This is a genomic window from Nonomuraea sp. NPDC049400, assembly GCF_044466425.1.
Taxonomy (GTDB): Bacteria; Actinomycetota; Actinomycetes; order Streptosporangiales; family Streptosporangiaceae; genus Nonomuraea.
Genome location: NZ_JBITMP010000056.1, coordinates 46,767 through 71,384, shown reverse-complemented (window position 1 = coordinate 71,384; position 24,618 = coordinate 46,767). Strand labels below are relative to the sequence as shown.

The following is a 24,618-nucleotide window of genomic DNA, read 5'->3' as shown; positions in this document are numbered from 1 at the left end:
TTCATGATCTCGCCTCGCCACCACGACGTTCACACCTGACCGCCACCACACCAGCCCGTTCTACCTGCGGAAACAGGATGGAACTCTCTCAATGAAAGACCGGGCGTCCTGAGCTTCCCCTCTTAGCGTGGAGACCGAACCGGGAGAGGTTTGGTCGTGGCAGCAGTCACGCGGCGGCGCTTTGATCCGGAGTTCCGGGCCGGGGCGCTGCGTATCGTCAAGGAGACTGGCAAGCCCGTGGCTCAGGTGGCGCGAGATCTGGGGATCAGCCCGTACACGCTGCACAATTGGGTGCAGATGGATCGGCTCGCTGAGCAGTACAACGGCGGCGGCAGCGACGGGAGCGGAACACTGGAGGAATCCGAGCAGGAAGAGCTGGCGCGGCTGCGGCGGGAGAAGGCCGCGCTGGTCAAGCAGCACGCCGAAGAAAAAGCGGCGTGGGAGAAGGAACGCGCCGAGCTGGAAGACGAGCGTGACGTGCTCAAGCGCTCCGTGGTCTTGTGGGTCAAAGAGGCGATGGGCCGATAAGCGTGGCGGCCTTCATCAGCTCCCAGAAGACCGAGTACGGCATCGACCACGTCATCTCCTGCCGGGCGTTAGGGGTGTCGCAGTCCTGGTTCTATAAGTGGAAGAACCGCATCGGCCAGGACGCGCCGACTGCCCGTGAACGCCGGCGGGCCAGCCTGGATGCGGAGATCACCCGCCTGTTCGAGGCCTCCGGTGGAACCTACGGCTCGCCCCGGATCACGCGTGACCTGCACGAGGCGGGCTGGCGAGTATCGGAGAACACGGTTGCGGCGCGCATGTCCGAGTTCGGCTTGGCCGGCCGGAAACGTCGCAAGTCGCGGGCGTTGACCCGGCAGGGCAAGCGGCCGGCCGCGCCGGATCTGGTCCGGCGGACGTTCACCGCGCCCGCTCCGGACGTGCTGTGGTGCGGCGATGTCACCGCGATCGACACCGACGAGGGCAAGCTGTATCTGGCCACGGTCGAGGACCTGTTCTCCCGCCGGCTGCTCGGCTACGCCATGTCCGAGCATCACGATGCCGCGCTGACCTGCGCCTCACTGCAGATGGCCGTCGCCACTCGCGGCGGCGACGTGGACGGGGTGATCTTTCACTCGGATCGCGGCTCGGAATACACCGCGGCCCGCTACCAGGACCTATGTCGGCGTCTGGGGGTGGTCCAGTCGATGGGGCGGGTCGGCTGCGCGCTCGACAACGCAGCGGCCGAGGCGCTCAACAGCACCCTCAAGGTCGAGTACGTGCACCGCCACCGGTTCCGCACCAGGGCCGAGGCTCGTCTAAAGATCGCGACCTGGATCGCGGACTTCTACAACACCACCCGGCGGCACAGTGCCAACGACGGCCTGGCGCCCATCACATTCGAGCGTCACATGATCGAGAAGAGGAAAGCCTCATCGGCCCTGCTGAGGACCGCTGTGGCATAACACCGTCTCCACGTTTTCAGGGGATTGACAGTCCATCTGGCACGACTTTGGTGCTGAGCCCAAGGTACTGCGCGGCGGCGGCCAGAGGTCCACCATTGATCATTTGGACGAGGCGGACGGCCGCGGTCCTGCGCAGGAGCGACGGAGAGATCCCTCCGAGGTGGCTGAGGTAGTGCTGGAACAAGTCATCGGGAAGGCGCTGCGGGACATGTTCGGGCCCGAACCGGGGCTTGAGTTGGGGGGCGCGGCGAGCTTGGCGTCCCTGTCTTGGAAATGCCTGGACAAGGGGGATGACGGCGCGGAGTAAACCAGGCGAGCAGTCGGACCTGGCGTTGGATTGCAGGAAGTGAACTTGCCAACGTGAGAATCGATTGAATTGGCCACTAAATTGTAGTAGCGACTGGATGTTTGCTCTCGTTGCTAAGGTATCCGGAGTGGTGATAATCCTGTCAGCTATGGAAAGGAGTCCAGCAGTGGCTGCTGGGTCCATTGTCCTAATGAGTGTGTTGCCCTGCGCAACCCATGCAGGTAGATGGGTGGATTGTTCGGATTGCGTGTAAAGCGCGACGTGTCGATCTATTGCTTCGGCTAAGTGTGAAGACGGGGCCATAGGTGCAGCTCGAGGCCAGGAAAGCGTGATCAAAAGCGTCAGGAGTCGTAGGTCGGCGAAATAGCGTGCGGGTTCGGTGGTTTGCCCTGCGGACATCACGGCCGTCGGGCCATCGGAGGCAAGCAGGCCACTGATGCGATCTTGAAGAATGAGAGTTTCTCTAGGCAGCGTGATGGAACCGATAGGTGTGTCAAGACGAGCGCCGCAGATCGATGGGACGCCTCGGATGATGCCAGATGTGCCGTTGGAGCCGTGGGAGCGGCATTGAGCCGGGTGCATTCCGGCAACCCTCAAGGCTTGCATGAGGGGGATCCGCCCGGTGCCGGCAATAGTGTTGTGCGTGGGACGGCCGCAGTCGGGGCAAACGTGCTGGAGAAGTTGGTCGTGGCGGGTGCACGCGAACACAACGGGCAGTCGCCAGGAGCGGCGCCAAGGACCTCCATGATCTTGTTGGATGGGGCTTTCGTCGCCAGCGAGGCAGAGGGGGCAATAGCGGCTTGACGTGCTCAAGATCCACCAGTCCGCGCGCATGATCTGGTTGGTTCGGCCTTGCCAGGTAGTAGCTAGCGGCGGTATTGGGTAGCGCGGAGTGAGAGCGCGCAGGCAAAGCGCAGCGGTCTCCTGTGGACTCAAGCGGGTCAGGCGACCGAAGGCATCGGCGGTGGCCGGGTTGAGTTCGATCATCAGGTCAATTGACGTGCGAGATGGGTATTGGGCGTTTCCCCCGGTCAGGCCGGTGAGCTGAAGAATGCGGCCTGGAGAGCGGTCAAGGCGGTGCGCCAGTCGCAGCAGATAGCCGGGCAGGACCTCGTCCGACAGCGGGTCTAGGCTGCGAGGCAGCGGCTGAAGGTCGGTCATGGCATGAGCTCAGCTAGCAGACTCAGCGGCAGGGCCCCGGTCGTCGAAGACGGTATTGCGGGGGCGTTTGCCTCGTTGGCTTGGCTGTGGGGGTAGAGCAGGGACTTCACCTGTGGCGGGATCGCGTCCTGGTGCATCGCGGAGATTAAGGACGACGGTGTCAAGCAAGCTTTCAGTGAGCTTCTCTGTGCCGGTGTCGATGGCTTCGCGACAGCCGTCCTCAAGAAGTCGTTCCAGCAAGCCGACCACGCCGTCGGTGCGCCGGTAGAGATATTCGGGCATCGCTCCGTCGGTGAGCAGGCCAGAGGCGGCGTTCATGAGGCGCAGGTGCTGTTCGACTCCGGCCAAGTGCGTGGTCCAGGCGGCGATCTGCTCGGGGGTGGAGTAGCGGAAGCGGTCGAGTTCGATCAGGTCGAAGCGGCGTTCGGTCTGGGTGGGTTCTTGCCCGTTGACCCTGACCTGCTGGGCGTAGGTGGAGGGCGGGAACGCCCACTGGCCGGTGTGGGGGTCGCGACGTCCTTCACGTAGCAGGCCGGAGCCGGGAATGTCGACGCCGATGAGGACGAGGGTGACGTGCATGCTCATGAAGGCTCGGATCAGGTCGAGCACGTCCTGGTCGTCGGCGCGGTGCATGCGCAGCCGGGTGATGTCGTCGAGTACGAGCACCTTGGTCCCGTGATCGTTGAGGGAATGGGCGACCTGGCGAATCAGCTCGGGCAGGTCCATGCCCTTGGCGTCGCCGCCGTAGAAGTTCAAGATGGCCTTGCAAGTGGACTTGGGTTTGGCAGTGACCGGCGTTTGAACGTAGGCGACTGGGGCGTGCAGATCCCTGGTGCCGGGCCTCGCGCTGGGCAGGTGCAGGTGAGCGTCCAGCCAGAAATCCTCGAAGGCGGCGCAGATTTCACAGACCGTCTCGGTCTTGCCCTGGTATCCCCCGCCGGTGACCATGACGCCGGATCTGGTGGTCGGCTTGTGCTTGAGCGCGTTGGACTCGATCCGGGCACGCAGCAGCTTCTCCACCGCGGCGCTCATCGGGGTCGCGATCATCGGCAGGTTGGCGTGCGTCGCGGCGCGGTGCAGATCGTGCAGCATCCGCCGACGCGGGGACAGCCGTCGCCACTCGGCCAGGCTGAGTTGCGGGGCCGGGACGAAACCCCCGCGGCTGGTCCGGTAGTGCTCCCACCCGGCCAAGGTGTCCCGGAACGGCACCGGACCGGGCAACACAAAGGGAAGCGGGCTTCGGTTGCCTCCTTCCTCAGCTGATGTCATGGGCTGTGTTCACTCCGCTCGGGTTGAGCCGACGACGCCCCATCGTCATCCCCGCCGTCATCGTTGTCGTCGGGGATGAGAAAAATGCTCTTGCTGCGCAGCGCCTCATGCAGAAGCGGAGGCGGTTGTGGCGGTGAGATGACCACCGCTTCACGGCGGCGTCGCCGCTCAGCGTCGATCTCGTCGGCAGTCTGCTGCGCCTGTTGCGGCCAGGTCAGAGGAACCACCTCAGCGGAAACATCCGGAGCGCGGGGGGATGGCCCGCGGTCTTGGCGCGCGGCGTCGGCCTGGGCGGACTGCCGGGCTCGGCTGGTGCGCTGCTGCTTGGGCTGCTGCGTGTGCCACTGGTCGACCGGGATGAGCCCACCCAGCAGTTCCAGCAGCACCGGCAGCAGCTCGGCGTCCGAGCGGGGCGCCAAGCCGCGCGCACGAGCCTGATGTAGCAGCTCTTCTGCCGTCTTGTCGGAGAAGGCCGGGATCTCGCCCTCGGGCGGCAGGCCGTTCCAGCGCAACTCATGCCAGACAGCCGGAGTCTCAGGATCTTGGAAGAACACGGTGCGCCGGTCCCGGCGTTCGCAATGGATTTCCCATCGGTTCTTGTGCCGGCCGCCTCGCCCGGACGGCTTGCCTCGGTAGGGATCCAGGGCGGGCCCGTCGTACCACAGTCCGGCGATCTTGACCCCGCGCCGGTTCGGGATCTTCACGTGGTGGGCGGGTAGCACCTGGTAATACAGCTCCGGCTTGGGGATTTGCAGCGCGAAGCCGCCCTGCTCCATCGTGGCCGCGAACAGCGTGTTCGGGGAGTGCTCCTCCCCGGGACCCCACGCGGGCGCGTGTTCGCCCAGCCGCCTGTTCTGCCAGACCTGAACGACCCAGCGCGCGATCGTGCGCTCCATCTGCGCGAGCGTCAGCACCGCGTCCGCCTCCGGATCAACCCCGCGATCGGCGACGTCCACCCCGGTGTAGCCGGGCAACTCCTCGAACAACAACGTCCGCAGCGCCCCGAACGCTCGCTCAACCGCCTGCTTGTCGGTCGGACGCAGAGCGCGAGCGGGCAGGATGTTGCAGCCCAGGACGCGTTGCGCGTCCACCAGGTCGTGATTCTTGAACGGCGAACCATGATCGGTGGTGACCGTCTCCGGTGCGAAGAATGGCAGCCCGGCCACCTTGTGCCCGGCGAACTCCGCGACCACCTCGGCCGGGACGCCCGGGTAGGGCCACTCCATCTCCGGGCCCCAGCCGTCGCGCATCGGCAACGGCAGCATCACATCGCGCAGCAGCATCGCCACGTCCACCGACGTCTCCGACACCAGCGTCAACCGGAACGCGACCACGGAATGGGTGTAAAGGTCTAGCGCCAGCGTCAAGCAGGCCGTGACCGGTTCACCGAACACCCGTTCGCGGACCTTGACCGGAAGCGGCGTGGTGTCCAGGGCGACGACCTGGCCCGGCCGGTGCACCACGATGTGGGCGCGGGAGGTCTCCACCGCAGCGGCCGAGCGCGCATAGCGCTGCCGAGCACCGTCGGGGCCGAACCATTCCAGCCAGACAGCGCGTAAGGTCCAATAGCTGGGAACATCGATCTGCGGACCGAACTTCTCCAGGACATACTGGTGAATCAGCACGCAGCGGGCCTTCATAGTCATCTTCGACCGGCGCAGGCTCTCGGCCCGGGCCGCGAAGATCGCCTCCCGCACCTCCTCCGTAATGCTGTGACGGCCCTTGCTGGAGCGCGTCCACCGGCCATCCGCGCACCCGAGCGCACCCCGTTCCCCGCACTTCGCGGCCATGCGCCTGAGCGTCCGCTCACTCATCTGGTCCAGCCCAAGAAGATGGGCTTCCTGCTCCTCCAAAGCCGCCAGCTCCGCGGCCTTGGCCGTTCGCCGCTGCTCCAGCGTGGTGCGGTTCGGATCGTAGGCCGGGCGCGGCTCACCCGGAGCCGGATAGTGAGGGCTTCCGCTGCGAAACCCGGTCTCGACCTCATTCAGATGTGCCGCGCGTAACCGCACCACACTGCGCTCATACGGCTCCAGATCGCTCCAGGTAACCGGCTGGTGGACACCTTTCGGCGCTGCGGGTGGCCCGGGAACCGGCAGGCAATCGGGGTGATGTACCAGCCAGCGGATCGTCCGCCACCGCGGCTCCCCACCTGCCGGCTGCAAGAGGACCCGGCCGAACTGCGGCTCGATCGCCTCCACCGCCCATTCCCGACCGTCCAGCCGCAACATCGATCCCTGCGACAGCTCCAGCAGTCCCGCCTGCCGCGTCATGCCCCATCTCCCTCGGCTCGCGACCACACCAGCGAACGATCCGACAACGGACGCGCGAGATCGACTCCGAGCCTGCGATGCCAGAGCAGGTGCAGGGCATGCGCGCGGGCAACCGCCGGCAGCGACGTCTGCGCCACGAGCTCCCCGAATTCTGCTGGACCGGCAGCCATCGTCGCCATCAGCCGTCCTTGCAGGCCAAGCGGATCCTGCAGCGGGCGGCGCTGCGCGGACAACGCATCGATCACCGACAGCACGTGCGACCGCCACCCCGACACCACTGAATACCGCCATCCGGCCGCCCACGCCGCCTCTTGCGCCGCGGCGAAGGCGACGTCGTCCCGGTCTCGGATCAACGGAGCGGGCCGGACGTCGAACAGCCATCTCGACCCGTCTCTCAAGACCGCCAGGAAGTCGGGGACATGCTCGCGGAAGCCGTCGCCGGTTTCGAACCGCAGCCGGAACGGTTGCGGCAGCACCTCGGCCACGGAGCCGGTGAAGTCCAACGTCAGCAGTAGCCGCTGCTCTTCCAGCGATTCGAACCCATGCAAGCGGCCCGTCGACACCATGAACTCCAGCCCTGGCCGGTGGCGCTGGCTCGCCCGCCACGAGAACCGGCGCACCGGTGCGCATTCCAGCACCGGGACCGTCGCGAGGTCACGAGCCGGGCAGACCAGTTCACCCGCCGATGTCCGCCACGTCGCGCTCCATCGCCGGGGCCACTGCGTGCCCAGGACCAGCGACCGCTCGCAGGCGATATGCGCAGAGAACAGCTCTTCTAAGCCACAGGTCTCTGACCGCACTTCCGGTAAGTCACTAACCGTCACCACTCAACCACAGCACCCAGGAACCAGCCGTACCACCCGTTTCCGCAAAGAACACCGACCTGCGGCGTCCTTTCTATCCCTGGTGGGTGCGGGGTGGCCAACTATCGCTCTCATAGTGGCCACCTAATGCTCACACTGGCCATCTATCGCTCACAGCCTCAGCCGCATGGAGACGTAACCTCCCCGGACCCAAAACTGTCAGTGGCCGCGTCCATACTCTCCGTCATGGCAGAAGAGGCCCTCGACATGGGCGAGATCACGATCTCCGACTGGTACGGCCACGCCGACAAGATGGCCGAAGTCCGCTTCCGCACGATCGCCAGACGCCTGCCCTCTCTGGTCCGCCAGGCCATGGGCGTGGCCTGGGGGGCCAGCCCCCGCGACACCCTGTGCGCGGTCATCCTCAACCTGCTCGGCGGCGTCTTCACCGCCTTCGGGCTGCTGGCCACGACGGGCGTGCTCACCGCGCTGTTCACCGCCGGCCCTACCCTCGGCCGGGTCCAGGCCGCGCTGCCGAGCCTCGCCCTGGTCGCCGCGGCCGCCGCGATGCGCGCTACGTTGCAGGCGGGCGCGGGGTGGGCGCAGTCCCGTCTCAACCCGCAGATCTCCCGGCTGAGCGAGGAGGAGCTCTACCGCCAGACCAGCGAGGTTCCGCTGGTCGCCTTCGACGATCCCGACTTCCACGACGCCCTCGAACGCGCCACCTCGCGCGGCATGTACGTCGCCTCCACCGTGGTCACCTCCGCGATCGACGTGCTCACCGCCGCCATCGGGCTCATCGCCGTCGCCGGTGTGCTGGGCGTGCTGCATCCCGTGCTGCTGCCGCTGCTCGTGCTCGCCGTCCTGCCCGACGCCTGGGCCGCCGTCCGCGCCGCGCGCATGCGCTACACCACCGAGTACGCGCTCATTCCCGTCCGCCGCCGCATGTGGATCATCGGTAAGCTGCTCGCTGAACGCTCATCCGCTGCCGAGGTCCGCGCGTTCACCATGCGAGGCTTCCTGCTGCGCATGTACGACGCGGTCGCCGTCGCCGAGCAGGACGTCCGGCTCGCACTTGCACGCCGGCAGACGATCACGCGGCTGATCGGTGAAGCCATCGGCGGCCTCGGCGCAGCCCTCGTCTACATCGCCCTCGGCCTCCTACTGGCCGTCGCCGCGATCCCCCTCGCCATCGCCGGCACCGCCGTCCTGGCCATCAAATCGGCCCAGACCTCGCTGGCCAACCTCATGTACGCCACCAACCGCCTGTATGAGGAAGGCCTGTACTTCACCGACTTCACCGAATTCCTCAGCTTCTGCGCCGACCGGCACCGCCCGCCCAGCACCCTTCCCGCCATCTCGGCTTTGAACGGTTTCCGCCGGATCGTCGCGGAGAACGTGACGTTCTCCTACCCCGGCTCCGATGGCCCGGCGCTGCGTGGGGTCTGCCTGGAGATCAAGCGCGGCGAGGTGATCGCGTTCGTCGGTGAGAACGGCTCTGGCAAGACCACGCTCGCCAAGATCCTTGCCGGTCTGTACGAGCCCGACAGTGGCACCGTCTTCTGGGACGACGTCGATCTGGCGGACGTTCATCCCGACGCGGTCCGCCTGCGCACCGCGGTCGTCGCCCAGGACCACACCCGCTGGCCGCTGACGGCCCGCTACAACATCACCATGGGTACCGACAAGGGCGAGCCCGCTCTGCACGCCGCAGCGGCCATCGCGGGCGCCGACGACGTCATCGCAGGCCTGCCTCACGGCTACCGCACGCTGCTGGATCGCCGCTTCAAGGACGGCTGCGAGCTCTCCGGGGGTCAGTGGCAGCGCATCGCCGTCGCCCGTGGCTTCCACCGCGACGCCGACCTGCTCATCTGCGACGAGCCCACCGCCGCCCTCGACGCGCGCGCCGAGCACGCCGCGTTCGAAGGCCTGCGCGCCCACGCCGACGGCCGCACCGTCGTCCTGATCACCCATCGTCTGGCCAGCGTCCGCTACGCCGACCGCATCTACGTTCTCGACCACGGCAAGGTCGTGGAACAGGGCACGCATGAAGCGCTGATCGCCGCCGATGGCTTGTACAGGGAGCTGTACACCCTGCAAGCAGCCGCCTACCGGTAACAGCGACCCCCAACCTGAAGGGTCCGCGCATCCGCGACATCCCGTCCGGCTTCCCATGACACGGTGCTCACGGATGCGCGAACCCCGACCGGCGCCGCTCGTCTGCGGGAAGCGCTCCGCGCCAGTCCTGCTGCTTCCGTCCGGCAGCGCGCCGCCGCAGGCAGCCGGACAGTGACGCCGTCGCACAGGACAGCCTCCGTGGCGTGCTCCTCCCGAGCTTCCCGACTGTTGATCCTCGCAGGCGGATCGGCGGCCGCTTCGGCGTCTGCCGCTCAATGCTGGCGGCACCCAGGTACTGTCGTGCGGTGCTCACTGGCTCACCGAACACGGTCTTGATCGTCATCCGCGGCAACTCCGGATCCGGCAAGTCCACCGTGGCCCGGGCCGTGCGGGAAACGTACGGCCAGCGCGGCATGGCCCTCATCGGTCAGGACGTGATACGCCGCGAGATCCTGCGCGAGCTCGACAAGCCTGGCGCGGTGAACATCGGGCTGCTCGACGTCATGTGCCGCCACGCCCTGAACGCCGGCTACCACGTCATCCTCGAAGGAATCCTCGCCCGGAGCCGCTACGGAGAGATGCTGCAAGCGCTGTTTCGCGATCATCAAGGCACAAGCCGCGGCTATTACCTGGACGTTTCCTGGGAAGAGACGCTCCGCAGACACGAGACGCGGCCTCAGCGCAGCCGGTTCGGCCCCGAGGACATGCGGCAGTGGTACCTCGAGCAGGACATCCTGCCTGACGCGACGGAGGCGATCATCGACGAGAGCAGCACACTGGCCGAGACCGTCGGGCTGATTCTCCGGGACACCGGTCTTCTGGCTGGCCAGGCGACCCGCCTGTGAGCAGCCGGGCTGCTGGCCCTGAGCCGTCGGACGGCGCTCGCACTCGCGCGGCCAACGCCGAGATGGTCCGTGGTGGGTGGCCTGGCTTCAGCTTGACGTCCTCCGGCGCCGCCCGCGGGCTACGAAGCCGCGGACATCAGCCGAGCAGATGCAGGACCCGTTCGGCCAGGCGTTCCAAGGTGCCCACCGGGTTATGCGGTGTCGCCGCCCCGTCGGGGCCAAGTTGGAGAAACCACCCCAGCGCGATCAAGCGGCGGAATCCCAGCACCCGCTCGGCTTCGCCTGGCATCAGGTCGATGTGACCCAGCAGCTGTTCTGCGTCCAGAGTGCCGTCGATGTGGGAGATGTGCTCGGTGAGTTCCCCCAATTCGAAGGCACGATCGCTGCGGCCGGAGTCTTCCCAGTCGATCAGCCGCACGCGGCGTTCGTGGCCATCCCACAGCAGGTTCGCGTGATTGCCGTCCGCCAGGCCGAGAACGGGCGGATGAGGGTTCACCACGAGCCGATCGGGCTCGGCGGAGGCCAGCCAGGCTGACCCCTCCCGGTAAGCCCGCCGCACCTCGGAACCCTCGCCAAGATCGGGCTGCTCGCTGGCCAGCTTACGAACCTTATCCACGGCAATGGCGGGTCCCCACGGTGCCGGCTTGACCTCCTCCAGCACTCGGGTGGAGATCGCCCGATGGAGCTGGCTCAGGGCTGCGGCCACCGCGCTGATCTGCTCGCCAGTGGCGTGATCGCCGCGCAAGACCTGGCCGGGCAGCCTTGTCATCGTGATCATGGGCGGGTGAGCGTCGAACGCGGCTTCCACCGGCGTGGGCGCAAGACCAGGTGCATGTTCGGCTAGAAGCGTCAGCGCCGCCCATTCCCGGTGAGGCTCTCCTCTGTCCCACGACCTGTATCGCTTGATCACGACAACATCGCCGATCTCGACACTGTGGGTGCTGAACCGGTCCGCCATGTGCTCGCTTCGCCTTCTCTCTGCCCCTCCACCAGAGGCAAGCGCCCTCCACGCGTGGCCTCATGAAGGAACGATGGTTATCTTGGGTTCTTTTGCGTTCTGCCTGTTCAGCGGGCTGCTGCGCAGTAAGGCAAGTTAGGCAGGTAGGCGCGGACGGCATGTGTGGCGGGCCATCTTCAAGGCTGAGATCAGCAAGGTGATGGCCAGGATGGGGAAGAGGACCGGGAGCGTGATCGGCGAAGCCACGCCCAGACGTTGATGAGGACCCGCATGAGCAGTGGTGGTGATCCAGCCGGGTAATCCACGTGGCGCTGAGCTTGAAGCCTGGACTCCTGCTCCGTTCCCGGCTGACCTTTTCCCTGGCATGAGCACCACCAGGTCCAGCTGAACTGACTGCCCAAGTCGGAATGAAAAAGTACTGCGGTGTGGCCAGTTTTGCCGAAACGAGCGCCGATAGTCGCTATCGGGCGCCAACTGCCGGGAATCATGCCCTGTGCCTCCCTGGTCCGGCGCTCAGCACGCCGTCACCGCCAGGGTAAAGGGTTGGCGAACGGCACCTGCCTCTGGCGCCTTCGTCATGGTGTCACGATGGCCGCCTACGACCCATGGGGGTTTCTAACCTGCAGCTTCTTCGAGTCTGGCTTCCAGGTCGATGGTCAACCGGCCGTGCGGGTCGCCGATCGGGCGGCCCTTGTGGACCAGCAGCCGGGCGAGGTGGCCGCCCTTGGCGATGCGGACGAACAGCGGGCCGGTGGTGCGCCCGGCAGCGGCCAGGCCCGCCGGGTAGGCGCGCACCGCGCGCACCGGGCAGGTGGCCGATGGTTATCTTGGGTTGTTGGGCGTTCCTGCTGGTCAGCGGGCTGATGCTCAGTGATGAGGAATCTGTCGCGGTCGTGCCGGGCCAGGCCGAGCAGCACGGCGATCTCCTCGTCCGACAGGCACTCATAGCCCGGGACCGCGACCCGGAACTTGATCGTGCGGGCCATGATCGTGCGGTGCTGACCGTCCTCACCTGGATCGAACCCCGCCGGCAGGTAGCGCAGGAACTTCGGCTGAGTAAGCGTGTTGACCACTGTCGGCGGCACCCAGCCCTGCAAGCTGCACCACGACAGGAACTCCCCGACGGTTCCCATGATCGCGTTCGCGGTGCCTTCGCTGCGATAGCGCACCGCGGCGCCCGGTTTGCGTGATCGCGACGGCATCGGCTCGTCCACCAGCCAGCGCTTCATCGCCATCAGCTGCGGAAGGCTCGGGCCGGCCCAGTCCAGCCCATGACCTCGGCAGTACGACAAGTACAAGGCGATCCGGCCCGCGTACGTCTTCTCGGTGTTGAACGCCCGGCCCGCCCCGCGCACCCCCGCCAGGTACGCGCACGCCTCGACATGCAACCCGAAGCCTTCATCGACGGCCCACCGCTCGGGTTCGTGCGATGAGCCCCAAAGTAGCTCTGCGTGATGATGGCTACTGTTCGTGTTCTCAGAAATGACCAGTTCTGCGAACGCTGGCGGCTCCCCGACGAGTGACCGGTTTGTCCCTGATCTTCGTTCTCAGAACCTCTCGCAAAACGGCCTTCTCAGAACACTCTCTGCGATAGGTTTTGCGACATATCCGAGCTGGCGGATCCGGCCGCTGCCGTCGAACAGTTCGATTGCCCGATGTGCGAGGCGCCCGCGGGCAGCACCTGCCGGACACGGGGCGGCAAGGTCGCACCCAAGTACCACACCCCTCGCTTCGTACTGGTACCGCAGCTGCGCACCGAATTGGAGGTGCGCACTCCGACCGAGCGCGGGCCCGGCCGGGTGTGGCAGGCGGGCCCGGCGGTGGACGCCATGGCTGCGGCGGTCGCGGCCAGACCGACCCGGGTCGGATATGCCCGGTGCAGTACGGCACAGCAGGAGCTGGACAGTCAGCTCGACGCCCTGAAGGAGGCGGGTTGTGAACCGATCTTCGCCGAGAAGATCACCACGCGCATCAAGGTGCGGCCGGAGTTCGCCAAGGCGATGAACTACGCCCGCACCATCAAGTCCGCCGTCCCGCACCAGCGCGTGATCTTTGCCGTGCACGAGATGAAGCGCTTGGCACGGGGCGCCGCCGAGTTGCTGGCCATCGCCGAGGAACTACGCAGCCACGACATCGAGCTGGAGCTGCTGAGCGGCCCGCTGCAGGGCATCTACAACCCGTCGGGGCACGGGGCGGCGTTGTTCGCCTTCTTCGCCGGGATGGCCGAGCCCGAGCGGGAGTACATCCGGGAGAAGTCGCTGGAAGGCCAGGCCTCAGCCCGCGAACGTGGCCGGCACGGCGGCCGGCCGAAAGTGTTCGATGACGACATGATCGCTTATGCCTGCAGCCTGCGCGAGCGCGGGGTGCCCGTGCCGGAGATCGCCCGCAAGCTGGTCATCCCCTCAGGCAAGAACAAGGGTCGTAGTCCTTCACTGGCCAGTGTCTATCGGGTGCTCGCCGCTGAGGGCGAAGCAGCGCCATGAACGCCGTTGCCGCGCCTCTGGAGCGGGCGCGGCAACGGTGAGGGTCTGTGGGCGAGTTGTTCGGTGGCGTCAGTGGCCGCCAGATAGCTCGCCGGACAGGGCGTCGTGCATAAGAGCGCTGGGCTGGTTCAGGCCGATGATCCGCACGGTCTTGCCGCGGGCGGCGTACTTGGCCTCGACGGCGTCCAGGGCGGCGACGGAGGAGGCGTCCCAGATGTGGGCGTCGGTCAGGTCAATGACCACGTCGTCGGGGTCGGTGGCGTAGTCGAACTGGGAGACGAGGTCGTTGGTGGAGGCGAAGAACAGTTCGCCGGTGACGGCGTAGACGACCTGGCTGCCGTCGGGATCGACGACGGCGGTGACCTCGGCCAGGTGCGCCACCCGGCGGGCGAAGATAACCAGGCCGGTCAGGGACCCGACGACGACGCCGATGGCCAGGTTGTGGGTGGCGACGACCACGGCGACGGTGATGACCATGACGGCGATCTCACCGGCGGGCATGCGCTTGAGGGTGGCCGGTGCTATGGAGTGCCAATCGAAGGTGCCGAAGGAGACCAGGATCATGACGGCGACGAGGGCGGCCATCGGGATCTGGGAGACCAGCGGGCCGAAGACGATGCACAGCACCATGAGTATGACGCCGGCGGTGAAGGTGGACAGCCGGGTGCGGGCGCCGTTCTTGACGTTGATCATGGTTTGGCCGATCATGGCGCAGCCGCCCATGCCGCCGAAGAAGCCGGTGACGATGTTGGCGATGCCCTGGCCGATGGACTCGCGGGTCTTTGAGGAGTGGGTGTCGGTGATGTCGTCCACCAGTTTGGCGGTCATCAGCGATTCCATGAGCCCGACCAGGGCGAAGCCGAGCGCGTACGGGGCGATAAGGGTGAGGGTGTCGAGCGTGAAGGGCACGTCCGGCAGGCCGGGTACGGGCAGCGAGGAGGGCAGGGCGCCGCGGTCGCCGACGGTGGGCACGGCCAGGTGGGCGCCGATGGTGAGGGCGGTGAGCGCGGCGATGGAGATCAGCGGGGCCGGGATCACCTTGGTCAGGCGGGGCAGGAACACCATCAGCGCGAGCGCGCCGACGACCAGCGGGTAGACGATCCACGGGACATCGATGAGCTCCGGCACCTGCGCCATGAAGATCAGGATTGCCAGGGCGTTGACGAAGCCGACCATGACGCTGCGTGGCACGAAGCGCATCAGCTTGGCCACGCCGAGCGCGCCGAGTGCGACCTGGATGAGGCCGCCGAGGATGACGGTGGCGACGAGGTGGCCGAGGCCGTGCTCGCGGGCCAGCGGGGCGACGACCAGGGCGATGGCACCGGTGGCGGCGGAGATCATGGCGGGGCGGCCGCCCACGAAGGCGATCACAACGGCCATGGTGAAGGAGGCGAACAGCCCGATGCTGGGGTCGACGCCCGCGATGATGGAGAACGAGATCGCCTCGGGGATCAACGCGAGGGCGACGACCAGGCCGGACAGGATCTCGGTCCGGGCCACCGAGGGCTTGAGCCAGGCGGGACGGCCAGACCGCAGGCGGGCGGCCAGACCGGCGGACGGGCCGATGGACGGGCGGGCGGGCACGGATGGGCTGGGCAACGGGCGTCCTTCAACGTGGAGCGGCCCCGTACGAGGGGACGGCGGGTGGCGTGCCCAGGCCGCAGGGCAGGGGCAGCAGGTGAGGAGGCGGCCGGAGGGCCGCGGGCACGATGACGCCCGTGCCCGAGTCAAAGAGAGCGGCAGGCCGGGCGGCGATGACGGCGTCGGCGCTGCCGCGGGCAGGTCACGGCGGGCAGCAGGCGGTGATGATCAAAGGCATGCGCGCGTCGATGTTCCTTACCTCGTGACGGGGACGGCCCTCATTTTGGTGCCGGTGCATGTCGGGTCGGATGCGGCAAGGGCGTCTGCCCAGACTGTGGCCTGGACGCCCTCCTGTGGTCCGGCCATTGGCAACTCTACCCTAACGTTAGGGGAGAGATTCGGCGTGGCAGGCGGTGGCCGCCCACATCGCCGCCACCGGCTGATCAGGGAGGTCGTGCAGAACATGGATGGATCGGCGCTCTCCGCCACTGACGTCGAGGTTCCGGCTTCGGCGAGCGGTGGTGAAGATCACATGCACATCGGGCAGGTGGCGGCGCGTACCGGGCTGTCGCTGCGCACCATCCGGCACTACGACGAGGTGGGCCTGGTGCGGCCCTCGGCGCGCACCCAGGGCGGTTTCCGCCTCTACACCGAGGCTGACGCGGCGCGCCTGATGGTGATCCGCCGGATGAAACCGCTCGGTTTCACCCTGGAGGAGATGGGCGAGCTGCTGAACGTCACCGACCGACTCGACAACAGCGGCGCGGCGGACCTGGGGGCGGCCGAGCGCGAGCATCTACTGGCCCGGCTAAGCCGGTTCGAGCAGGCCGCCCGCGAGCGCTGCGAGGCGCTGCGTACCCAGCTGAGCCGAGCCGAGGAGTTCGCCGCTGACCTGCGGCGCCGCGCGGGCCAGTTGGCCGTCGACCACGCTTGAACGCCGCTGCGGTTCCCCGTTCCCGGAACGAATCGCGAGACGCGCTGGAGGTCCACGACGCCTAGGACACGCTCTACTTCTGCCGACACCGCACACGTCACGCCGCCGGCCCACGGTTCACTCCTCTGATCCCGACGACCGCGCAGGTCACTCCGCGCGCTGCCGGTCCGCCGGCTCGGCTAGGGGCACACAAGCAGCGTCTCGCCGTGGCGGCAGGGCCATGGCGGTGACGGCGACCATGGCGAGCACTGCCGCGATAAGGACGAACGCCTGGCCGTAGCCTGCCGCCAGTTCCTCCGGCGCCGGGCTACCTTGTTCACCGTACCGTTCAGTGGTGAGTGCCACCAGGGCGGCCAGGCCGAGCGCTGCGCCGATCTGCTTGGCGGTGTTCATTAGCCCTGATGCCGCTCCCGCTTCTGCCGGGGCGATGCCGGAGGTGACCGTGACGGTTAGCGGCGTGTTCAGCAGGCCACCGCCGAGCGAGATCAGCACGGCCGGGCCGAGGACGGCCGTCAGGTAGTCCTCGCCCGGCGCGATGCGGCTCTGCCACCAGAAGCCGACGGCTCCGATCAGCGCCCCGGCGACGATGAGCACGCGATCGTCGGTGTGGCGCATCAGCCACGGGGTCAGCCGTAGCCCGACGAGCAGGGTCAGCAGGGTGTGCGGCAGGAACGCCAGCGCGGTTTTCAGCGGCCCGTAGCCCAGGACGTTCTGCAGAGACAGGGTCAGGAAGTACCACATCGGGTTCAGGCACGCGCCGGCCAGCAACATTGCCACATTTCCCAGCCAGATCGGCCGCCGCCGCACCAGGTGTGGCGGAATCAGCGGCGCACCCGCCATCCGCGTCTCGACCAGCGCGAACAGCCCCAGCAGGGCGAGCCCGGTGAGCGTGACGGCGGGCGAGCCCGATAGGCCACAGGCCAGCGCGGCCAGCCCGGCGGTGGACAGCGCCGCGCCGAGCACATCCAACCGCCGCACGCCGTCCTGTCCCGGGTGGGGGGCGATCAGGCGGGACGCGGCCAGGCAGGCCAGCCCGATCGGGACGTTGATCAACAGGATCCAGCGCCAGGACAGGTACTCGATCAGCGCGCCGCCTATGAGGTTGCCCGCGGTGCCGCCGGCCAGGCTGACCGCCGTCCAGACGGCGATCGCGCGGGTGCGCCGCGCGCCCTCGGGAAAGACGGACGTCAAGATCGTGAGCGTGGCCGGGGCGAGGACCGCCGCCCCCACCCCCTGACCGGCACGAGCGGCGATCAGCCAGCCGGGCGCATCCGCCAGCCCACCGGCCAGGCTCGCAGCGGTGAACAGGACCAGGCCTGCAGTGAAGATGCGCCGGTTCCCGCACAGATCGGCCAGGCGCCCGCCGAGCAGCAGCAGCCCGCCGAAGGCCAGCGCATACGCGTTGCCCACCCACGCCAGATGCCGCGCCTCGAAAGCGAGCGCGTGCTGAATCGCCGGCAGCCCGACGTTCACCACCGACACGTCCAGCACCACCATGAACTGCGCGCCACACAACAGCACCAACACGAGCGGCACTGGCCCCCTCTCCTATAGCGATGCGATCACATCGCAATACTGAGTTCAGCATATAATCCAATGTGGACACATTGAAAAAACTGGAGGGGTGATGGGCCGGGGACCGGGAGTCCACCACGAGCAGCGGCGCGCGGAGATCGCTGACGCGGTGCTCGCCATCGTTGCGGAGCGCGGCCTGGCGGCGGTCTCGCTGACCGAGGCGGCCGCCCGGGCGGGCATCTCACCAGGCCGGGTACAGCACTACTTCCCGGCCAAGCGGCAGCTCCTGGAGGCGGCCTTCGAACGCGGCAACGACCTGTCCAGCGTCCGTATCCGGGCCAAAGCCGGCGCCGACCTGCAGACCGCCGACCCCCGCCTGGTGCTCACCACGGTGCTGGGCGAGCTCATCCCCTACGACGCCGCCACCGAGGCACACCTGCGGGTCCGGCAGTCCTTTCACGCCTTCGCCTTCGCCGAGGAGAACATCGCCGCCCGGCTGCGCATCCTGTACGCAGACTTCCACCGGCAGATGGCCGACCTCATCGCCCGAGACCAACGGGCAGGACGCATCTCCGCCACCGTCGATCCCGTCGAGACGGCGCTCACACTCGTGGCCCTGGCCGAAGGACTGGCCGCCTACGTGCTCACCGGCGTCACCCCCGCCGGCATCGCTCGCGAGCGGGTGCTGGCGGCCATCGCCGACCTCTACCGCTGAAGAGGCATGCAGGCGCATCAGCAGCCGGGCCTTCCCCGCAGCGGCCAGCTTAGGGCACTATGGCGATCGTCGCCTCGGCAGAGGATACCGGCACCAGGCGAACGGCGTCGCCCGGCTTGCCGAGGCGGGCTCGTGGGGATCAGCCGGGCGGGCGCTGTGGTAGGAGACGCGGCGTTGGACGTCGTCCAGGACGATCTGCCGTTGGCGAGGTTCACCTGGACATGGCGGGTGAGCAGGACGCTGAACTCCGGGGTGGGTGGGGCGGCAGGTCGCCGGAGGCGTCACGGGTTATGATGATCTCCGACCAGGTGATGCGGATTTCCTCGCCGCGCACCGGCCGCGCCAGCTGGATGAGTTCGCCGATCTGCTCGGGAGTGAGCTTGTCCAGGTCGGGGACGGTCACGCGGTGGAAGGTGTGGCCTGCACGGTGAGCGGCGCCTGCAGGAAGCCGACGGTCCAGCGGGCCATCCGGCAGGGGTGAGGCCCCCGCTTCGGATTCCTCCGGCCGCCAGAGCGAGGTGAGGGGGCGACCGCCGCGTACTGCGGTGACGCTGATGACGGTGCCGGGCACGTCGCGGAAGGGGGGCGCCGCAGCGACTCGGCGCAGCGGCGCTACGGTGTCATCCCCGTGGGACATCGAGGACTGGTAGGCCGTCCACGGAGTACGGCGGCCTGCCAAGTCCTGCCTGCCTGACTCGGCCGAAGCCGACAGTGGTTGCGGTCAGATGCCGATGTCGGTCAGCCACTGACCGGGGGTACGGGGGGTGACGCCGAGCAGCTTCTGGGCGGAGTTCTCGGGCGCGATCGAGCGGTCCGGGAGTCCGCTCATGGCCGCGTAGGCTCCGGCTACGTCGGCGGCGGGGCCCTCGCCGATCAGGGGCGCGACGGAGGTGCGGAACTGCTCGGGGGTGATCTGCTCGAAGACCACGTTCTTGCCGAAGTGGACGCCGAACGCCTCGGCCAAGTCCGGCCCCGTGATCGCCGGATACTGTCCGACGGAGACCACCCCGGTGACGTCCGGACGCTCGAACAAGGCGACCGCGACGTCGGCGATGTCCAGGTGCGACGCCCAGGAGACGGGGAAGTCTGCCCGGATCGGGTAGGGCAGCCCGCCCCGTTCGCGGACCGTGTCGATGACGTACGGCATAAGCAGGTTCTCCAGGTACAGCTCGGGCGCGATCACCGCGTGGGACACCCCGCTGCCGGCCAGGCCCCTGACCAGCGCCGAGACCGCGTCACCGCCGGCGAGATCGATCTCGAAACCGCTGGTGGAGAACACCACGCGGGCCGGGCGGGCCTCGCGGACGGCGGCGACGATGTTGCGCGCGTAGGTCTGGCGGTCCTCTTCGGAGACCACCGGCAGGTGGACGAACACCCCGTCAGCACTTCGGTACGCCGCGGTCAGTTCCTCCGTGGAGGAGTAGCCGGCGGCCACCACGCGCGCGCCGTCCACGACGGCGTCCGGGTTGCGGGTCAGAGCGGTCACGAACTTGCCCGCGGTGGCGAGAGCGGCGACGACGGGGGCTCCCTGGGCGCCGGTGGCGCCGTGAATCACGTAGGTCATGGCCCCTATTAGTGCATACGATGCACCAGTTACAGCAACTGCACTAATGGGATACGGTCGAAAATGTGACTGATCCCTGTCTGCCGGAGTGCGGTGTCGCCCGATTCCTCACTCTGCTCAACGGCCCATGGGCCACCCTGATCGTGCGCGAACTGCTGCACGGCCCCCACCGCTTCACCGAACTGCGCGACGCCCTGCCCGGCATCAGCCCCCACACCCTGACCAGCCGGCTGCGCCAGTTCGAGCGGCACGGCATCGTGACGCGCACCACCTACGCGGAGATCCCGCCGCGCGTTGAGTACGAGCTCACCCCTCTCGGTGAGGGGCTGCGCGACGTCCTGGAGGCCATGGGGACCTGGGCCATGGCAGTGCCGGATCCTGGGGCCGACGTCACCGTCTGACCTGCCCCCCGGCGGTGCGGGCGCGGTCACGCCGAGGACGCCAGCCTCTGCCGCAGGGCGTCGTTGTCGTCGTGGTGGACGACCTCGTCGAAGCGCAGTCGCAGGCCGTGCTTGGCCAGCAGCTCGGCGACGATCACGTCGAGCTGCCGGCGGTGTTCCTTGGTGCGGGCCTGGAGTACGCCTCGCGGACCTCTTCGGGCTCGTCGGCGAGGAACTGGTTCATGCGCTCGCGGATATACCGCTTGAGGTTGTGCCCCTGAACACCCCGGTGACGCCGGCCTTGACGAGCCGCCCGAAGAGATGGTCCAGGAATTCGGACTGGGTGGCGAAGTGGGGCAGGAGCGGGCCGACGAAGGCGTAGGTGGGGATGCCGGCGTCGTTGAGTTCGGCGAGGGTAGGCAGGCGGGGAGGCGAGCGGGGCGCGCACCTCCAGCCAGCGGGTCACCTTGTCGTCGGTGGTGGTGATGGTCATGCCGACCTCGGCGCGGGGCAGGTTGGTGAGCAGGTCGATGTCGCGGGTGACGACGAGTGACTTGGTGAGGATGCGGACCAGGCCCGGGTAGGCGACGGCGTCGAGCTCAGGCAGGATGCCGCGGGTGAGGCGGTACTTCGTCCCCTGCCCCTGGTAGGGGTCGGTGACCGAGCTGAGCAGGATCGTGCCCTGGCGCTTGCCCTCCGGCATCGCCCGCTCCTTGCGGGCGAGCTCGACCGCGTTCTTCTTCACGTACAGGTAGTCGCCCCACTCCTTGACGGATCGGCCGAACTGCCGCCCAGCGAAGCTGGCGAAGAAGTAGGCACAGCCCAGGCGATGAACTCCTCGACCTTCTCACCGGGTTCGCGCTCCCAGTTCACCGTCGTCATGCGTCATAGCGAAGCAGAAGGCGGCGACAATTCGCCGGTCACCCAGTGGGGTTCACAGTGGGGTGGGCGGCGGCCTTGACGCCGTGCACGGCCTGGTTGATGCGCTCGGCGGCCTGGTCGGGGCCGGGTTGGCCGGCGTCGAGCCAGGCGATGACGGCCTCGATGGTGAGCGCGGGGATCAGGTTCGCCGCCCAGTCCAGCCACGGGCCTTCGGGAATCTCCCCGGCCAGGTTGCGGTGGGCAATCTCGCGGGAGGCGGCGGTGATGGAGTCGATCAGATCGCGGAAGTCGGGCTCGCGGGCGGCGTAGCGGAACAGCAGCCGGAAGCCGTTGGGGTCGGCGGAGGCGGCGCGGACCAGCGCGGGCAGGGTGCTCTCGTCGAAGTCGTCCACTCCGGTGGCTTCGGCCAGCCGCAGGCAGGCTCCATCCAACACGGCCCGGTACAGGTCGGCCTTGGACTCGAAGTGCCGATACAGCATGGCCCGGGTCAGCCCGGCCTCGGCGGCGACGTTGTCCAGGCCGGTGGCGGCGTACCCGGCGCGGGCGAAGGCGCGGGTGGCCGCGTCCAGGATCTGCTCGCGCCGTTCGGCGCGGCGTAGCCGCCGTACCGGCACCGCCTGCGCGGCCGGGGCGGCCCCTGTCTCCTGGGCCCCGTGAGCGCTGTCCGCGTCGGGGTTGCTCATCCGCACTCCTCCACTTGTGGAACTCGAAGTATACAAGTAGCGTTCTAGACATTCGAGTATACAAACTTTCGTCTACCTTCTGGAGGAGCCGTGCCCGATCCCGTCCGGCTGCCGTTCGAGCAGCCCGGCCCCCTGCAACCGCCGCCGCTGGTACGCCAGATGCAGGCCCAGGGACCCATCCACGCCATCCGCACCGCCGTAGGCGACCCCGCCTGGCTCGTGACCGAGTACGCGCAGGTGCGCGCCCTGCTGGACGACGACCGGCTCGGCCGCGCCCACCGCGAGCCCGAACGCGCCTCCCGCACCGGGGAATCGGCGCTGTTCGGCGGTCCGCTGGGCGGCTTCGACACCGAGCAGGCCGAGCACCGGCGGATGCGGTCACTGCTGCAGCCGCACTTCTCGCCCAAGCGGATGCGGGCGCTGCGCGGCCGCGTGGAGACGCTCACCACGCAGCTGCTGGATGAGATGGCCCCGGCCGGATCGCCCGCCGACCTGCACGCCGCGCTCGCCGTGCCGCTGCCGATCGCGGTCATCTGCGAGCTGCTCGGCGTCCCGTTCGCCGACCGCGCCCAGTTCCGGGAATGGACGCAAGCCGCCGCCGACATCACCAACCGCACCCGCTCCGAGCAGGGGCTGACCGAGCTGTTCGGCTACGGGCAAAAGCTCGTGGCCCGCAAACGCGCCGGCGGCGACCCGGAGGCCGATGTGATCTCCCGGCTGGCCGCCACCGACGGGGTCAGCGACGACGAGGCCGCCGCGATGGGCATGTTCCTGCTGTTCGCCGGACATGAGACCACGGTCACCGCGATCGGCACGGGCGCGATGTGGCTGCTGGCCAACCCGGACCAGTGGCAAGTCCTGGTGGAAGATCCTTCCCGGATCGACGCCGCGGTGGAGGAGATCCTGCGCGCGCCCCGTCTGGGCGGCGGCGGCATCCCCCGCTATGCCCGCACCGACCTGGACGTCGCCGGCGTGCACGTACGGGCCGGGGAACTGGTGCTGCTGGACACCGGCGCCGGCAACCACGACCCGGCCGTCTTCGCCGACCCCGACCGGTTCGACCTGCATCGGCCCGCCGTGCCGCACCTGTCGTTCGGGCACGGCGCCCGCTACTGCATCGGCGCGCCGCTGGCCCGCATCGAGCTGCAGGTGGTCTTCGCCCAGCTCGCCGCCCGCTTCCCCACGCTCAAGCTGGGGTGCGCGGTGGAGGAGCTGACCTTTGACACGCGCACGCTGACCGGCGGGCTGACCGCGCTGCCGGTGACCTGGTGACCGCCATGAGCACCGTGAAGACGAGCAGACGGCGGCCGCTCTTCGGCCGGATGTATCCCAAGATGGCCGCCGCCATGGACGAGGACGGCATGACCGAACGCCGCCAATCGCTGCTGGCGGGCCTGACCGGCGAGGTGGTGGAGGTCGGCGCCGGGCACGGCGTCAACTTCGCGCACTACCCGGCCGAGGTGACGCGGGTGGTGGCGGTAGAGCCCGAGCCGCGGTTGCGCGCGCAGGCGCAGGCCGCCGCCGCTGAGACCGCGGTCCCCGTGGAAGTGGTGCCCGGCGTGGCCGAGAACCTGCCGGTGGCGGATCAAAGCGTGGAGGCGGTGGTGTTCTGCATGGTGCTGTGCTCGCTGCCCGACGTCGGTGGGGCGCTGGCCGAGGCGCGGCGGGTGCTCAAGCCCGGCGGGCAGATCCGTTTCCTGGAGCATGTACGCGCCGACACGTTCGGCCTGGCCCGGATGCAGGATGTGCTGGATGCCACCGTCTGGCCGCTCATGGTCGGCGGCTGCCACCTCGGCCGCGACGCCGAGGCCGCGATCCGGCGGGCCGGGTTCCACATCGATCAACTGGATCGCTTCCTGTTCCCGCCCGCGCGCACCCCGGTCTCCTTCCACATCCTCGGTACGGCCCTGCGTGGTGGCGATGAGTGAGCGGCGCGACAGGATCGACGTCCCGTACGGCTCACGATCGCGACGCCGCCCTCAACGACGTGCCGCCGCTCTGGCTGACCACGCCGACCAGGCCGGTGTCCACCTGAATGCCGTCATCTGGCTCGCCACCGCCACCCGCTGCTGACGGTGGTGATTGCCCTCTGGGCGACTCGGTGTTCCAGCGGCCGTCCGACTCCACCTCATCGCCGTCGGCAGCCCGCAATGGGAGAACTCCTGGCGGCGCCCGCGCAGCCGATCACGGTCCGCCGTACGTGGCGCCCTCAGGCATGGTCGTTCGCAGCACGGTGAGCACGCGGTCAAGGACTGTGGCGAAGGTGGCGAGCTCAGCACGGGAGGTTCCGGCGAACAGCCTTGCGGTGCCGTCGTCGCGGTCCATGCCCCACCCGGCAGCCAGTGTCTCCCCGCGCGTGGTGAGCGAGACGAGGACCGCGCGCCGGTCGGTGGGATGTTTGGTGCGGGTCACGAAGCCGGCGCTTTCGAGCGCGTCCACCAGGCCGGTCACGTTGCGTGGGGTGCAGTCGAGTACGTCGCTGAGCTCGCGCTGGGTGAGCTGACCGCGGCGGTGGAGCAGCCAGATGACCTCGCCTCTGGCAGGAGTAAGCCCGCTGTCGGCCAGGCGACGGTTCATCTGAGCGCCGAGCACCACGGCCAGCTCGAACAACTGGTCCACGACCTGGGTTTCCTCGACGGCCATTCGTCTCCTCAAGATAGTGAAGTGGGCTTCACTATGTGGCGTTGTTCCTAATTGAGGAT

At 68.2% G+C, this 24,618-nt stretch carries 24 protein-coding genes; 11 read left to right on the top strand and 13 right to left on the bottom strand.

Translation table 11 applies throughout. The features are described 5' to 3' along the window. The first annotated feature begins 156 nt into the window (after positions 1-156). Positions 157-528: a transposase gene (locus ACIBVN_RS50115; RefSeq protein WP_397148175.1), complete on the top strand. Its 372-nt coding sequence runs from the start codon at positions 157-159 to the stop codon at positions 526-528. 2 nt (positions 529-530) lie between these two features. Then, positions 531-1,448 (top strand): IS3 family transposase, encoded by a 918-nt coding sequence (locus tag ACIBVN_RS50110; RefSeq protein ID WP_397148173.1) that lies wholly within the window; start codon positions 531-533, stop codon positions 1,446-1,448. A 16-nt stretch (positions 1,449-1,464) separates the two neighbouring features. Here ACIBVN_RS50110 and ACIBVN_RS50105 read toward each other — a convergent pair whose 3' ends face one another. The 4 genes from ACIBVN_RS50105 to ACIBVN_RS50090 form a co-directional block, all read right to left on the bottom strand. Next, complete coding sequence (locus ACIBVN_RS50105) at positions 1,465-2,916, bottom strand: TniQ family protein (protein ID WP_397148171.1); 1,452 nt, start codon at positions 2,914-2,916, stop codon at positions 1,465-1,467. 9 nt (positions 2,917-2,925) lie between these two features. Then, the gene (locus ACIBVN_RS50100; RefSeq protein WP_397148169.1) at positions 2,926-3,936 is read right to left on the bottom strand and encodes an AAA family ATPase; all 1,011 of its coding nucleotides are present in this window, start codon (positions 3,934-3,936) and stop codon (positions 2,926-2,928) included. Between the two features lie 245 nt (positions 3,937-4,181). Next, on the bottom strand, positions 4,182-6,455 hold the full coding sequence (locus tag ACIBVN_RS50095) for a transposase (RefSeq protein WP_397148167.1): 2,274 nt from the start codon (positions 6,453-6,455) through the stop codon (positions 4,182-4,184). Continuing rightward, positions 6,452-7,255 (bottom strand): TnsA-like heteromeric transposase endonuclease subunit, encoded by an 804-nt coding sequence (locus tag ACIBVN_RS50090; protein ID WP_397148165.1) that lies wholly within the window; start codon positions 7,253-7,255, stop codon positions 6,452-6,454. The genes ACIBVN_RS50095 and ACIBVN_RS50090 overlap by 4 nt, the downstream gene beginning before the upstream one ends. Positions 7,256-7,504: 249 nt before the next feature. On the opposite strand from ACIBVN_RS50090, the gene ACIBVN_RS50085 reads away from it, so the two are divergent. Together ACIBVN_RS50085 and ACIBVN_RS50080 are read left to right on the top strand one after the other, a co-directional pair. After that, a complete protein-coding gene (locus ACIBVN_RS50085) occupies positions 7,505-9,376 on the top strand; it encodes an ABC transporter ATP-binding protein (protein ID WP_397148163.1) in 1,872 nt (623 codons plus the stop codon). Between the two features lie 305 nt (positions 9,377-9,681). Further along, entirely contained in the window at positions 9,682-10,221 is a 540-nt protein-coding gene (locus ACIBVN_RS50080; protein WP_397148161.1) for an AAA family ATPase, read from the top strand. A gap of 136 nt (positions 10,222-10,357) precedes the next feature. Here the strand turns inward: ACIBVN_RS50080 and ACIBVN_RS50075 are convergent, their stop codons facing one another. Beyond that, a complete protein-coding gene (locus ACIBVN_RS50075) occupies positions 10,358-11,179 on the bottom strand; it encodes an aminoglycoside phosphotransferase family protein (RefSeq protein ID WP_397148160.1) in 822 nt (273 codons plus the stop codon). 656 nt (positions 11,180-11,835) lie between these two features. Further along, positions 11,836-12,567: a hypothetical protein gene (locus tag ACIBVN_RS50070; protein ID WP_397148158.1), complete on the bottom strand. Its 732-nt coding sequence runs from the start codon at positions 12,565-12,567 to the stop codon at positions 11,836-11,838. A 267-nt stretch (positions 12,568-12,834) separates the two neighbouring features. On the opposite strand from ACIBVN_RS50070, the gene ACIBVN_RS50065 reads away from it, so the two are divergent. Then, positions 12,835-13,662, top strand: coding sequence for a recombinase family protein (locus ACIBVN_RS50065; protein ID WP_397148156.1), 828 nt, complete (start codon positions 12,835-12,837; stop codon positions 13,660-13,662). A gap of 69 nt (positions 13,663-13,731) precedes the next feature. On the opposite strand, the gene ACIBVN_RS50060 is transcribed toward ACIBVN_RS50065, so the two are convergent. Beyond that, entirely contained in the window at positions 13,732-15,210 is a 1,479-nt protein-coding gene (locus ACIBVN_RS50060; RefSeq protein WP_397148177.1) for a SulP family inorganic anion transporter, read from the bottom strand. Between the two features lie 170 nt (positions 15,211-15,380). Between ACIBVN_RS50060 and ACIBVN_RS50055 the strand changes: the two genes are divergently transcribed. Beyond that, the gene (locus tag ACIBVN_RS50055; protein ID WP_397148154.1) at positions 15,381-15,509 is read left to right on the top strand and encodes a hypothetical protein; all 129 of its coding nucleotides are present in this window, start codon (positions 15,381-15,383) and stop codon (positions 15,507-15,509) included. A gap of 266 nt (positions 15,510-15,775) precedes the next feature. Further along, entirely contained in the window at positions 15,776-16,177 is a 402-nt protein-coding gene (locus ACIBVN_RS50050; protein WP_397148152.1) for a MerR family transcriptional regulator, read from the top strand. 147 nt (positions 16,178-16,324) lie between these two features. Here the strand turns inward: ACIBVN_RS50050 and ACIBVN_RS50045 are convergent, their stop codons facing one another. Further along, positions 16,325-17,713: an MFS transporter gene (locus ACIBVN_RS50045; protein WP_397148150.1), complete on the bottom strand. Its 1,389-nt coding sequence runs from the start codon at positions 17,711-17,713 to the stop codon at positions 16,325-16,327. Between the two features lie 91 nt (positions 17,714-17,804). On the opposite strand from ACIBVN_RS50045, the gene ACIBVN_RS50040 reads away from it, so the two are divergent. Beyond that, positions 17,805-18,407: a TetR/AcrR family transcriptional regulator gene (locus tag ACIBVN_RS50040; protein ID WP_397148148.1), complete on the top strand. Its 603-nt coding sequence runs from the start codon at positions 17,805-17,807 to the stop codon at positions 18,405-18,407. A 211-nt stretch (positions 18,408-18,618) separates the two neighbouring features. Here ACIBVN_RS50040 and ACIBVN_RS50035 read toward each other — a convergent pair whose 3' ends face one another. Together ACIBVN_RS50035 and ACIBVN_RS50030 are read right to left on the bottom strand one after the other, a co-directional pair. Next, positions 18,619-18,810, bottom strand: coding sequence for a hypothetical protein (locus ACIBVN_RS50035; RefSeq protein ID WP_397148146.1), 192 nt, complete (start codon positions 18,808-18,810; stop codon positions 18,619-18,621). Between the two features lie 318 nt (positions 18,811-19,128). Continuing rightward, on the bottom strand, positions 19,129-19,971 hold the full coding sequence (locus ACIBVN_RS50030; protein ID WP_397148145.1) for an SDR family oxidoreductase: 843 nt from the start codon (positions 19,969-19,971) through the stop codon (positions 19,129-19,131). Positions 19,972-20,036: 65 nt separating this feature from the next. Between ACIBVN_RS50030 and ACIBVN_RS50025 the strand changes: the two genes are divergently transcribed. Further along, a complete protein-coding gene (locus ACIBVN_RS50025; protein ID WP_397148143.1) occupies positions 20,037-20,372 on the top strand; it encodes a winged helix-turn-helix transcriptional regulator in 336 nt (111 codons plus the stop codon). A gap of 133 nt (positions 20,373-20,505) precedes the next feature. On the opposite strand, the gene ACIBVN_RS50020 is transcribed toward ACIBVN_RS50025, so the two are convergent. Further along, on the bottom strand, positions 20,506-21,096 hold the full coding sequence (locus ACIBVN_RS50020; protein WP_397148141.1) for a hypothetical protein: 591 nt from the start codon (positions 21,094-21,096) through the stop codon (positions 20,506-20,508). A 175-nt stretch (positions 21,097-21,271) separates the two neighbouring features. Further along, the gene (locus tag ACIBVN_RS50015) at positions 21,272-21,916 is read right to left on the bottom strand and encodes a TetR/AcrR family transcriptional regulator (RefSeq protein ID WP_397148139.1); all 645 of its coding nucleotides are present in this window, start codon (positions 21,914-21,916) and stop codon (positions 21,272-21,274) included. A 90-nt stretch (positions 21,917-22,006) separates the two neighbouring features. On the opposite strand from ACIBVN_RS50015, the gene ACIBVN_RS50010 reads away from it, so the two are divergent. Both ACIBVN_RS50010 and ACIBVN_RS50005 read left to right on the top strand, forming a co-directional pair. Continuing rightward, positions 22,007-23,188, top strand: coding sequence for a cytochrome P450 (locus ACIBVN_RS50010; RefSeq protein ID WP_397148137.1), 1,182 nt, complete (start codon positions 22,007-22,009; stop codon positions 23,186-23,188). Between the two features lie 5 nt (positions 23,189-23,193). Next, positions 23,194-23,844: a methyltransferase domain-containing protein gene (locus ACIBVN_RS50005; protein ID WP_397148135.1), complete on the top strand. Its 651-nt coding sequence runs from the start codon at positions 23,194-23,196 to the stop codon at positions 23,842-23,844. Positions 23,845-24,100: 256 nt separating this feature from the next. On the opposite strand, the gene ACIBVN_RS50000 is transcribed toward ACIBVN_RS50005, so the two are convergent. Further along, the gene (locus tag ACIBVN_RS50000; protein WP_397148133.1) at positions 24,101-24,559 is read right to left on the bottom strand and encodes a MarR family winged helix-turn-helix transcriptional regulator; all 459 of its coding nucleotides are present in this window, start codon (positions 24,557-24,559) and stop codon (positions 24,101-24,103) included. Positions 24,560-24,618: the final 59 nt, after the last annotated feature.

Coding starts and splice junctions, on each gene's coding strand:
- ACIBVN_RS50105 (WP_397148171.1), bottom strand. CDS start 2,916: ATGACCGACCTTCAGCCGCTGCCTCGCAGCCTAGACCCGCTGTCGGAC.
- ACIBVN_RS50095 (WP_397148167.1), bottom strand. CDS start 6,455: ATGACGCGGCAGGCGGGACTGCTGGAGCTGTCGCAGGGATCGATGTTG.
- ACIBVN_RS50085 (WP_397148163.1), top strand. CDS start 7,505: ATGGCAGAAGAGGCCCTCGACATGGGCGAGATCACGATCTCCGACTGG.
- ACIBVN_RS50075 (WP_397148160.1), bottom strand. CDS start 11,179: ATGGCGGACCGGTTCAGCACCCACAGTGTCGAGATCGGCGATGTTGTC.
- ACIBVN_RS50065 (WP_397148156.1), top strand. CDS start 12,835: ATGTGCGAGGCGCCCGCGGGCAGCACCTGCCGGACACGGGGCGGCAAG.
- ACIBVN_RS50050 (WP_397148152.1), top strand. CDS start 15,776: ATGCACATCGGGCAGGTGGCGGCGCGTACCGGGCTGTCGCTGCGCACC.
- ACIBVN_RS50040 (WP_397148148.1), top strand. CDS start 17,805: ATGGGCCGGGGACCGGGAGTCCACCACGAGCAGCGGCGCGCGGAGATC.
- ACIBVN_RS50030 (WP_397148145.1), bottom strand. CDS start 19,971: ATGACCTACGTGATTCACGGCGCCACCGGCGCCCAGGGAGCCCCCGTC.
- ACIBVN_RS50015 (WP_397148139.1), bottom strand. CDS start 21,916: ATGAGCAACCCCGACGCGGACAGCGCTCACGGGGCCCAGGAGACAGGG.
- ACIBVN_RS50005 (WP_397148135.1), top strand. CDS start 23,194: ATGAGCACCGTGAAGACGAGCAGACGGCGGCCGCTCTTCGGCCGGATG.
- ACIBVN_RS50000 (WP_397148133.1), bottom strand. CDS start 24,559: ATGGCCGTCGAGGAAACCCAGGTCGTGGACCAGTTGTTCGAGCTGGCC.